The organism is Methylocaldum sp. 14B (assembly GCF_002005105.1).
GTDB lineage: Bacteria > Pseudomonadota > Gammaproteobacteria > Methylococcales > Methylococcaceae > Methylocaldum.
Window position 1 is genome coordinate 120,896 of record NZ_MSCV01000016.1, and the last position, 10,486, is coordinate 131,381.

A 10,486-nucleotide genomic window follows, 5' to 3' on the forward strand; every position below is an offset into this window, starting at 1 on the left:
CCGGGATGAAAAACGCTCTAAGTACATTCAGGGAAGTCTTGCGGCATAGGCAACCTGCAGGACAACCCCGCCAATCAAGCCAATCTGTCGAGATTCCGCAAGTATTTGCGGAATGTACTTAGCAGCAATAGGCCGTGCGGCAAATCCCGCAGTACGTTGCGGGATGCCACCCATTTATTGTGAACGCCGGGCGGGGAAGTGGGCATGCAAAGCAGTTCTTTTCAAATCAAAACTGCTTTAACGGAACCGAGAATGCATGGCCCGCCGAGAGGAGGCTATGCCGAGCTAGAAAGCCTCCCAAGCTCGGGGCGGGCAATGCCAAAGTGCAGGAAAAAAAGTCGGGGCTGATGCGATCAGTGCAGTTGTTTCGGCCACTTCAGACGCACGATTCCGCTCTGCTCGCTATCGAGCTCGCCTAGAGACTCATTCGCCAAATAAATTCCGTTTTCCGCAGGTACGGCGGAAGCTATGGAGGCAAGCGGAAGGCCCTTATACATCGCCGCATAGAGAGGCTTGCTTCCATCAGGGCTCACGACGATCACACCCGTACGCTGCGTCTGACGCAGCAGCAGTCGGGGCGGCAACCGCAAGAGCAGCGGTTTGATCCACGCGTTTTCGTGGGCCCAGGTCAGGATGGGGCTTCTCTCTGTGAACAGGGCAAGCCAGATACGCCCGGACGCATCGCGGTCCATCCCGTCGTCCATGCCCGTAAGCCCATCGAGCACAACCTCGTAGCTCCCCGCTTTCGGACCCCGAAGATAGAAACGCGCCAGACGGAAAAGAGAGGTCTGGGTGACCAAAACCGACTCCTCCCGCGGCTGGCCCGGATGCAGGTCGTATAGAACGCCGTTGATGAAGTGGAATCCCTCCGCGACAAGGCGGGTGGTTCCGGTATCCAGGTCGTGCCGCCACAGGCGCCCATTGGGAGGTAGGGCAATGGCTTCATCTACCGCGTCGTCTAGCGAAGCGTCTCTGTACGAGAACGGTTCGGAGAAATAGATGCGCCGGCCGTCCTCGGAGACTTCCAGGTTGTCGCAGACCACCAGCGGACGATGATCTCCGCCGCTGCCGTCGCGCCTCAATTCGGGCGCCTTGGGATCGTTGTCCGCATAGACGACCGGGTGATCGGGATCGATCAGCGTTGCCGGCACCTCGAGAACGATGGGCTCGATTTTCCGGGTGTCGAGCGCGAGACGGTAGAGTCCGACAGCCTCGCCCGGAAACGGCTCGCCATAGGCGTTGGAGGAGCAAAAATAAACATGGTTCGGGTCGCCGGGCGCTTCGTGTATGCCGAACGCCATCAGCGGCGCATCCACGAACGGCTCAACCGCGTGTGTGGCGAGGTCTACGCTCCAGATTTTTCCGTCCGTCGCTGTAACCAGGGCCCTGGTTCCGCCGGTGAGTAACACGACATCGTCGTAACCCGGTAGGTCGGACCGAAAATGCTCCAGACCGGCAGCGAAGTCGGCGGAATGCTCGACTGCGGTGATCGCCGCTGCCGTCTTTGGGTCGAAGGAAATCGACTCGGCGACGCAGCAGCGAATTTCCGGTCTGGGGGCTGCGGCGATCCACCAGATTACGATGAGTAACACAAGGCCTATACCGATCCATTTCTTCATGAGCCTGATCCTCAAGCATTATGAGACGTTATCTATCCAACCTTACCGGGTTATGGCGATAGCCCTTTATCGCCGGCTCAGCGGCGTTTCATCGCAGCGGCGGCAAACCGGCGTTCGGCGGCTTGTAATTGCGGTCTTTCTTGCGCCGTCTTTGTGCCGAGTCGTCGATCACCTCGTTGCCGAACCTGGCGGTACCTAAGGCGCGATAATGACGCTGTTGTGTGTGGGCATAAACCCCGTTGAGGAATTGTGCGTAGGAATCGGTAATCGCTCCGAGGTAATTATCGGCTCCCACGTCTATCGGAGTAACCCCGAGGCCCGCCGCCATGGCTTTATCTTGAATCCAACGCAACGTTAGGTCGGACAGGCGCCGATCCGGATATCCCCCGCCGACATCGCTGTGCGCACCCACAAACCAGCGCTGTTCCAGGTTTTGTTGGGGACTCGCATCGGGCGTCCATAAACAGATATCGTAATCCGTTCGATGTTCGTCGATCGCGATGGCTTGGTAACCGTTTTCGACGATATGGCTCAATCTCGTGTCGTGGAACTGGTAAAAATACATGTTCAGGCGCTTCAAGATATCCAGCGGAATACCCAGTGCGCCGACCGTATCCCACACGCCGAGAAACTTAATTTTGATTTCCCGAGAAAACCTTGCCCTAAACTCCAGAGCGGTCGAAGAATCGGGACCGTCGTCTCTGGTACGGTAGATGCCATAGGCCATGGCCATACGCAGGGAAAGCTGCTTGTTTTTCACCAGACCGCAATTGCGAATGAGTCCGGCCAAACTCCTGGCGGTATAGGCGCCGCGGCTGAAGCCGAGAATATAAACCTCGTCGCTTTCCCGATATTCCTTGGCGAGAAACTTGTAACCGTCGAGGATATTTTTCTCCAGTCCCGCTCCCGTGGAGCCGCCAATAAAGCGGTCATACCATTTTGTGCCTATGCCTTCGTCATACCATTTAACTTGCCGGATACCATCTGCCGCAGTGTCCGTGACCGATTTATAAAACCGGCAAACATTGGTCTCGATCTGCCGGTCGGCGGGCAAGCGTTCGTCGGCGGGTTTGTTCCATGTGCCGTCGAAGCAAATGACGATCCGTTTCATATCAGCCCCCCTCAATAAAACTCTTTATTGATTCGATTTTTCGCCGTAATTCCGCCGCGCGCTGGACGGTAGGGGTAAGTTTCGACCCCTTGCCTTACGTGGTCACATCGAAAAGGCATTCAAGGCTATTTTTGAGAAAACAATGCGCTTGCGCCGAGCCGTTGTCAATCGATTAAAGCGGGTGGAAATGCGGCCCCGCGTACGGCAAAACCCCGGTCGACGGAAGGGTTTTAACCGGATATGGGTGTATGTGCTGCATAGGGGGCGTTTTGTACCTTTTCAGTAGTTATCCTTGAAATGTCTTGCTGTTGCGGGATTGCGTGAAACATAATGTCGGCTGCGCCATGGAAAACCTGTGTAATTCCAAATCGCTTTCAATCAGGCATTCATTTCGTAGGGTGGGTTAGGCGCACATCAGCATTGATCGAACGCCGATCACTGTGCTTCGCGTGCGCCGTAACCCACCAAGCGACCTTCAATCGGCGGGTTACGCGGAGCCTGTCCTGAGCTCCGTCGAAGGGCCTGTCCCGAGCGGAGCCGAGAGGCTAACCCACCCTACGATGAGTGTTCACGCGAAAGCCGAATGGAATAAATCGGATAGAGCGAGGCGGAAACCATAAGAGATTCAGGATTGTGGGATTATCGAGATCTTACGGCTTTCCATATCCTGAATGTATTTCGAATAGATTCTGAATTTACGTCTTCCTCCAGCGGCGCAGCCTTTTCGATATACCCGCCCGTTCCCGTAATTCCAAGAATAAGGGGGTTGTGATCGCTATGAACGAGATACTGAATGCAAAGAGCAAGGTCCTCGTCACCGGACCGACCAGCTTTCTCGGTTACCATGTCACCAAGCGTCTGAATGAAAAGGGTATCCGGCCGCGTGCGCTGATCCCGCAAGACACCGATCCGTCCACCTTGCGGGATTTGGATGTGGACATCGTCCGAGGCTCGGTCGAGGATGCGATTTCCTTGCGTGCCGCCTGCGACGGGGTGGATACGATCTTTCATCTGGCTTTTCTGGTCAGCATCGGTGGAGGGCTAGAGGAGCGTATGCAGCAAGTGAACGTGGTCGGAACGCGCAATCTCCTGGATGTGTCCGCGGACTCGGGCGTTACGCGGGTGGTCGTGACCAGCAGCGCGCTCACCGTGGGCGTCAACCGGAAGCCGGAGCCGCTCGACGAGACGGCGGACGGCACCGTTCACCGCCTGGATCTCCCGTATGCGGCAAGCCGGCGACAGGCCGAAGAGGAGGCGCTCGGACGATCGAGCCCCAGTATGTCGGTAGTCGCCGTCAATCCTTCTTTTACCATGGGGCCCGAGGATTACGTCGGCGCGCCCGCCAATAAACTTCTCAAGGCGGTCAGCGCCGGCAAGCTTCCCTTCACCGTTCCGGTCGGTTTCGGCTGTCTGGACGTTCGCGATTTCGCGGACGGAATGCTGTTGGCTGCCGAACGCGGCCGCCCCGGCCAGCGCTATCTGCTCAGCGGCCACAACGTAATGGTGGACGATCTGTTGGGACAAACCGCCGCTATCGCGGGCGTGCGGCCGCCCCGTTTGCGGCTGCCGGTCTGGGCGGCCTATGCCCTGGTTACGGTGCTGCAGGCCGGTTACGCCCTGCTCCGAAAACCGTTCCCGGTTACCCGCAGCGTGCTCCAAATCCTGGGCCGCTACGCTTGGTACGACACCGCCCGTGCGCGCGAGGAACTCGGCTGGACGCCGCGTCCCTTGCAGCAGACGCTCGAAGATACCCTTCGTTGGCTACGCCAGAGCGAAGCCGGATAGGAGTCAAAGTCGGGAGTACTAGGATATGGAATCAAGCATGGCAGAAGCCGAGAGCGGCCTGTCGCCAACCACGTTCGAAATCGGGTTGGTCATGGCTGGCGCGGTGTCCGCCGGCGCATACACGGCCGGAGTCATCGATTTCCTGACCGAGGCGCTGGACTCTTGGTATCGGGCGAAGCAAAGAGGAGTACCCGATACGCCCCCGCACGACGTGAAGATCTCGGTGGTAACCGGCGCCTCGGCCGGAGGCGTTACGGCGGCGGTGCTGGCGTCGGAGCTGCGCGGCGGTCTGCTGCATATGAATTCGCAAACCGCCAGCGCGCGAAACAAGCTTTACGAGACCTGGGTCGAACGGGTCGATATAGGCCCATTGCTCGACGCTCGCGATCTGGAGCGGCCGGGTGCCAAGGTGCCTTCGCTGCTGGATTCGACCGTACTCGACGATGCGGCTAGAAACGCCCTGGCCACCGCATGGTCCGGAGCCCCGTGGCCCGAGTACATGGCCGATCCACTGGATGTGATCCTGTGCGTCACGAACTTGAGAGGCGTGCCTTATTCCATCCGTTTCTCGGCCGAGCAGGACCGCGACTACGGCATGTCTCAGCACGCCGATTACATGCATTTTTCGCTCAGCCCGACCAACAAAGCATCGAAGTGGAACGATTCCGTGCCGCTCGGACGGGAGGAGCAGGAAGAGGGCAATTGGAGGCTCTTGAAAGAAGCCGCGCTGGCGAGCTCGGCGTTTCCCGCCGCTCTGGCGGCTCGCAGCCTGACGCGCTCGGCGGGCAACTACAACCGCCGCCGCTGGAGCATTCCCCAGGAGCCCAAGTGCGACCGGAGCCAGCGTTGCGTGTGCGAAGTCGAGAAGGAAATTCCGCCGATGTGGTCGGACGAGTTGAAGGAGACGGATATCGATCGCTGGGAGTATCGGTTCGCCAATATCGACGGAGGTCTCGCCAACAACGAACCCTTCGAGATCGCGCGCCGCTGCCTTGCCGGCTCGGCGAATCGCAGCCCGCGCGGGGCCGAGGATGCGAAGCGCGCGATTCTTATGATCGATCCGTTTCCGAATCAGTCGGTTTTGGATCTCCGCTACGACCCGGAGCCCAGTCTTCGCCTTTTCGGAACGCTGCCCGCATTGATTTCCGCAGTTTTGTCGGAGCTGCGATTCAAGAAAGATGAGTTGGAGCTGGCTCGGGATCCGAGCGTCTTCAGCCGTTTTCTCATCGCGCCTACGCGCACCGAAATCAGGGATGGCAAGGAGCAGCGCGCGCGTTATCCGCTCGCCACCGGCGGGCTGGGCGGATTCGCCGGATTTCTGAGCGAGGCGTACCGGCAGCACGATTATCGCCTCGGTCGCCGCAACTGCCAGCAATTCCTCCGGCGGACGTTCGGCCTGGCGTACGACAACCCGCTGTTTCGGGATTGGCCGCCGACGCTCAAAGAAAAACTCCGGTTCAAGAACGAAGCGGGTATGGACCTCCTGCCGATTATTCCATTGACCGATTCTCTCGGCGTCGAGGAACCTTTGCCGGAATGGCCGGTGAACCGACGTCCGGACATGACCGTCCTGGAACGATTGTTAAGACGCCGGACCGACGCGGTGGTGAAGCGGCTCATCGACACCGAGCTCGAGCGTCTGTCCATGAACTGGATCGTGAGCCGCGTCGGCTGGGACGTGATCAAGCTCAACGAACGCTTGTTGAACCTGATCCGAAGTCCGCACAAAGGACCCATCGGCGCCATGCTGAAGATCGTACGGGACGATCTGAGCGAACGCGGATTATGAGGTGCGGAAGGAGGCGGACGCAGCGCATCCGCCTTTGTGGCGTCTAGCGGAATCCGATCCGTAGACTCGTCGCATACAAATTCTGCTCATCCATCTCGAGCGAGCCGCGGCGTTCCAGCGAGCCCAGACGCAGCATGGCGCGCAGCGATTCGCGCATGGTTATCTCCGAGGCATAGCGTCCGAGGCATTTATGCCGTCCGTAGCCGTGCTGCAGATAGATCTGACTTTGCGGCGCCTCATGGGCGCGTTCGCGATCGCCGAGGTAGGGGACCAGCCGTTCGTCGCGGGTAATGTCGAAGGCTGACGGGTTCGGCACCGTCTCGGGATCCCGCATTGCCGCGGCATAGGCCGCGAACACGAGGGTTCCGGCGCGAAGGGGAACGCCGCCGAGTTCGGTATTGTCCTTCACGCACAGCCGCAACAAGACTTCGCCCTGCGGCTGCAGGCGCAAGGCTTCCAGGGCGTATTTGCGCAGTCCCGCGAGGCTTTCGGCATAATCCGGGCTATCCGGCTCGATGTTCGCCAAACGTACGGCCTGTTCGTAGCTGGAACCGTTCAGCACCTCGTATTCGCCATCCTTCAGGCGGAGCATGGAGTCGAGGATCCGGGCTGTGGCTTCCTGGGGATTCACCACCGCGCCGACCGCCGTGCCGAACACGTTGGACCGGATCATCGAATCGGAAAGGCGTTTCGCCAGCTCGTCTTTCGTCAAGGGCGTGCCGAGGCGGGCTGCGAACTCGTCCGTCAATGTCTCGCCGTCCCGCTCGAGCTCGAGCTGCATTCGCAAGAGCCGAGTCAGCATGGTATCGGGGACTGTTTCGCCCAGCCGCAGCCGTTCCTTGTAGTGCTTGAGCAAGGCAAATACGTAGGCGCTCAGATACTCGGTCGCGATCACGCCGCGTTCGCGGAATTCGGCGAATAAGGGATGGGCCGGGCTGAAGTTGTTGAAGATGTTGCGGAATGCATCCTTGACCCAGATGAACAGGTCGTCCGCCGTGGGTACGATGCCTTCCGTAATCTTGCCGAACGAGAACACGGCTTGCAGGTCCGGGTCCAGCGGAAAGCGGTCGCCCCCGCGAAGGCCGGGCAGCACGGACGGCGTTCCGAAATCGTAATAGTGGACTCCCAGATAATCGCCGACGATCCGAAGCGGCACGAATTTCGCGAGCGTCGGTACCACGTCGATTTCGCCGATCCCCTCGGCTTGCGCCCGATGCGTCCAGCGTTCGGCCTCGTCGCGAGTCAGGCGCGAAAGCGTTTCCTCGTCGGAGCGCGACACGGCGCGGCGCAGGATCACGTCGTCCAGCCGGTAGAGATCGTCCCGGTCGGTGCCGAGCATGAAGTGGGAGTATGCTTCCGGGTGTTTGGTCTTGTCGTCCGTGGCGCGCGCCATCTCCGCCGCGTAAGGGTCCACGGTGAACAGGTCGGTACGCTCCAGGCAGCGGATGACTTCCGGATGCCGCATGACGATCACGGGACCGATGGCCGGCTTGAAGATCGGCATGGCGTCCCTAGGTTGCGCCAAGAGCTCCTGGAACATCGCATAAGGCGCGGTCACCAGCCATTTGGAGATCACCTGCGCCACGGCCCCGCCCCGTGCCTTCGCCGCCGTGGCGAAAGCCGCGGCGGCCGTCTCCGCCGCTTGCTTGTCCTTCTCGTAGGCGCCGGGATCGTCCGCGTATTTTGGATCATTCGGGTTCGGCATCGGCGGCGGCGGAGACGGCAGGGGAGTGCCTTCTTCGGCACCCGCCACTTCACGCAAAAAGCTAGTAGCCGGTGGCGGAGTCGGGGCCGGTGTCTTTCCCGGCCCGGAGTCACTCGGCGTGTTTCCCAACGCCGCCTTGATCAGTTTGATGAGCCTGCAGCCCTGTCCATAGAGCTGCTCCCGTATCGTCATCCAGTTCGATCCGGCCATGAGTCCTTCTTCCCTACAGCGTTTTCATGTACTCGATAACGGCGCGGACCTGGTCGTCCGACCATTCGCTACCGTAGGTATGGCCGGCATTCGAGTTGCCGCGGAGCGTCGTATCGTGCTCGGCGAAGTGCACCGTATCGCCGGCTCCGTATTCGTCGAGCTGCGGCGCTTTGTCCCAGACGAAGCCGACCTTGGTTTCGTCGTACTTGATGTTGCCGCGAATGAACTTCTCCGGCCGCTCGGCGGGGCGGAAAAGATGCCACAGGGTCGGTACCGAGCCGTTGTGAAAATAGGGTGCCTGGGCCCAAATGCCGTGGAGGACATCGGCCTTGTAGCCCGACTTGTCGCCGCGCGGCATGCCGAAATAGGCTTCGTCGTCGCCGGCGCGGCTGCCGCGTTTCGGCCGGCACCAGTCGCTGCCGCCATTTTCCACGTACAGCTCGCAGGCTTCACGGGTCAGTTCGAGCAGCCCGAGGCGCGCCGTCGGCGTGATCTGCGTCGCCCGATTCATGTCGCTGCCGACGTTGTAAACCTTCTCGTTGCGCGCATGGTGACAGGCCGACGCGCATTTTTCCTCGAACAGCGGCTTGCCTTTGGCCGCCAGGTCGAGATCGACCGCAAAGGGATAGGGCGTAGGCGGCAGATTGTCGATGAACGGATTCATGGGTTCATGGATGCGGACATCGACTTTGGACGGATCGCCTCCCGAGGAAACCCCCGAGGCGATTACCCGGGACTCGGCGGCCTGGTTGGCGTCCCAATTGGCGGCGGCATGGTCGCGAGAGAACCACAGGCTCTTGATGTCGGATGCGCCGGGGTCGTGAGGCATCCACTCGGGCGCGGTCGCGAATAGCCGCTGACCGGCCTGCTTCAGGCGCTCCTCGCGGGGCAGATTTTCCAATCCCGCGAAGAACGGATGATCGTCGGGCAGGCGCGCAAAGAAACCTTCCCGCTTGGCATGCAGTGCGACCAATCCGGCGGCGATGCCGAAGGCGTCCATGCGGCCGGGACGCGGGCCGAACACCCCCGGCGCCTTTTGGCCGTTCTTCTCGGTGTAGGAAAGCTTCGAGGTCAGCGCGTGATACATCAGTTCCGTTTTCTTGGCCGAAGCGATCAGTCCGGCCACGGTGCCCGGCAGATTGTCCAATACGCGCGCCACCTGCACCCTGGCGCGTTCGGCGCCGGCCGAGCGTTCCTCGGGCGTCCGTCCGCCGTAGAACCAGGCGGGGTCCGTTTCGACCTTGGTCTTGAGGAAAGATGCGATCTTGGCGACCTGATCCGGATCGGCTTTTATCTGGCTCGGATCGGGGCTGTCGACCTTGATAAACATCTTGCCGCTTCGGTAGAGAAGCTGAGCGTAGGCTTGCGCGTCGATTTCGGTATTGGGAGCGCCGACGAGATACTGGACCCGGTCTTTGACGTACACGCGCCCCGTATGACAGGCCCCGCACGAAAAGAATACGTTGTCCGTACGCTTGTCCTCGGGAACGGCGGGGTCCTGGACGGTGAAAAGCCCGTAAGGCAGGGGATGGCGCTGTTCCGGAGGAAGCAGCTGGCCGGTTGCGGGATCGTAGTCGTCCGGATGGGGACCGAACCCCAGATTTCCCAGCGAGCCTTCCCCGTTCCAGATTTCCGGATAGGTTTCGATCAGGGCGCGCAGGAAGACATAAGGTATGCCGTTGACGCTGAGAGGGTAGGCCTTGAACCACTCGTATCCCAACCGGTTGCTGTACCAGGGCGTGCGAGCGGCGTCGTCGGTCGAGATTCGCTTGACGGTGGAATCGTTCAAATAGGCCGTCTGAAGCTTTTCCCGCTCCGAGCGTTCGTCCGCCCAGCTGCGTGTCTGCTTCTCGGGCGGTTTTCCGCCCTGTCCGGATTCCGTACAGGAAATCAGCGTGGTGAGGATGATTGCGGCCGTTCCGCAGCCAAGTACCGAGCGAAGGGATGAGGTCAGTGTCTTCATGATGTCCTCGCGAGCATTATTATTCTGGCGAATGTCCGTTCATAAGGTCCGGGAAGGCAGCCCCAAGTTGCGCATTTGCCGTCGCCGAGGAAGCGAAAGCGTGTAAACCTGACTAAAAGGGCGGATGGCATCGTCGCCATCCAAGCCGTCGTAACTTATGGCGCTTTATTGTTCTTACCAGAAGCCGACGGTGCGCACATCGAGCCGTGCGCTCGATACATTTCTGATTTGTTCGAGACTGATGGGGGACTCACCGGATCCCGCGACAATAAAAGCCCTTTGCCGATTCATTGTCAAATTTGAT

General features: G+C 60.1%; 6 protein-coding genes. 2 read left to right on the plus strand and 4 right to left on the minus strand.

Annotated features, from left to right (window positions below; translation table 11 throughout):
* Nucleotides 1-353 precede the first annotated feature (353 nt).
* A complete protein-coding gene (locus tag B2A78_RS13470) occupies nucleotides 354-1,619 on the minus strand; it encodes a hypothetical protein (RefSeq protein WP_077730511.1) in 1,266 nt (421 codons plus the stop codon).
* 88 nt (nucleotides 1,620-1,707) lie between these two features.
* Nucleotides 1,708-2,730: a DUF2235 domain-containing protein gene (locus B2A78_RS13475; protein WP_077730512.1), complete on the minus strand. Its 1,023-nt coding sequence runs from the start codon at nucleotides 2,728-2,730 to the stop codon at nucleotides 1,708-1,710.
* A gap of 777 nt (nucleotides 2,731-3,507) precedes the next feature.
* Here B2A78_RS13475 and B2A78_RS13480 point away from each other — a divergent pair.
* Both B2A78_RS13480 and B2A78_RS13485 read left to right on the plus strand, forming a co-directional pair.
* Nucleotides 3,508-4,515 (plus strand): NAD-dependent epimerase/dehydratase family protein, encoded by a 1,008-nt coding sequence (locus B2A78_RS13480; protein ID WP_077730513.1) that lies wholly within the window; start codon nucleotides 3,508-3,510, stop codon nucleotides 4,513-4,515.
* A 37-nt stretch (nucleotides 4,516-4,552) separates the two neighbouring features.
* The gene (locus B2A78_RS13485) at nucleotides 4,553-6,304 is read left to right on the plus strand and encodes a patatin-like phospholipase family protein (RefSeq protein ID WP_168175419.1); all 1,752 of its coding nucleotides are present in this window, start codon (nucleotides 4,553-4,555) and stop codon (nucleotides 6,302-6,304) included.
* A 43-nt stretch (nucleotides 6,305-6,347) separates the two neighbouring features.
* Here the strand turns inward: B2A78_RS13485 and B2A78_RS13490 are convergent, their stop codons facing one another.
* Nucleotides 6,348-8,219, minus strand: coding sequence for a cytochrome P450 (locus B2A78_RS13490; protein WP_077730515.1), 1,872 nt, complete (start codon nucleotides 8,217-8,219; stop codon nucleotides 6,348-6,350).
* Between the two features lie 13 nt (nucleotides 8,220-8,232).
* Nucleotides 8,233-10,182, minus strand: coding sequence for a hypothetical protein (locus tag B2A78_RS13495; RefSeq protein ID WP_077730516.1), 1,950 nt, complete (start codon nucleotides 10,180-10,182; stop codon nucleotides 8,233-8,235).
* Nucleotides 10,183-10,486: the final 304 nt, after the last annotated feature.

Bases quoted from the DNA above. Each gene is read 5' to 3' on its own strand.
- B2A78_RS13470 (WP_077730511.1), bottom strand. From the start codon at position 1,619: ATGAAGAAATGGATCGGTATAGGCCTTGTGTTACTCATCGTAATCTGG.
- B2A78_RS13490 (WP_077730515.1), bottom strand. From the start codon at position 8,219: ATGGCCGGATCGAACTGGATGACGATACGGGAGCAGCTCTATGGACAG.
- B2A78_RS13485 (WP_168175419.1), top strand. From the start codon at position 4,553: ATGGCAGAAGCCGAGAGCGGCCTGTCGCCAACCACGTTCGAAATCGGG.
- B2A78_RS13475 (WP_077730512.1), bottom strand. From the start codon at position 2,730: ATGAAACGGATCGTCATTTGCTTCGACGGCACATGGAACAAACCCGCC.
- B2A78_RS13495 (WP_077730516.1), bottom strand. From the start codon at position 10,182: ATGAAGACACTGACCTCATCCCTTCGCTCGGTACTTGGCTGCGGAACG.
- B2A78_RS13480 (WP_077730513.1), top strand. From the start codon at position 3,508: ATGAACGAGATACTGAATGCAAAGAGCAAGGTCCTCGTCACCGGACCG.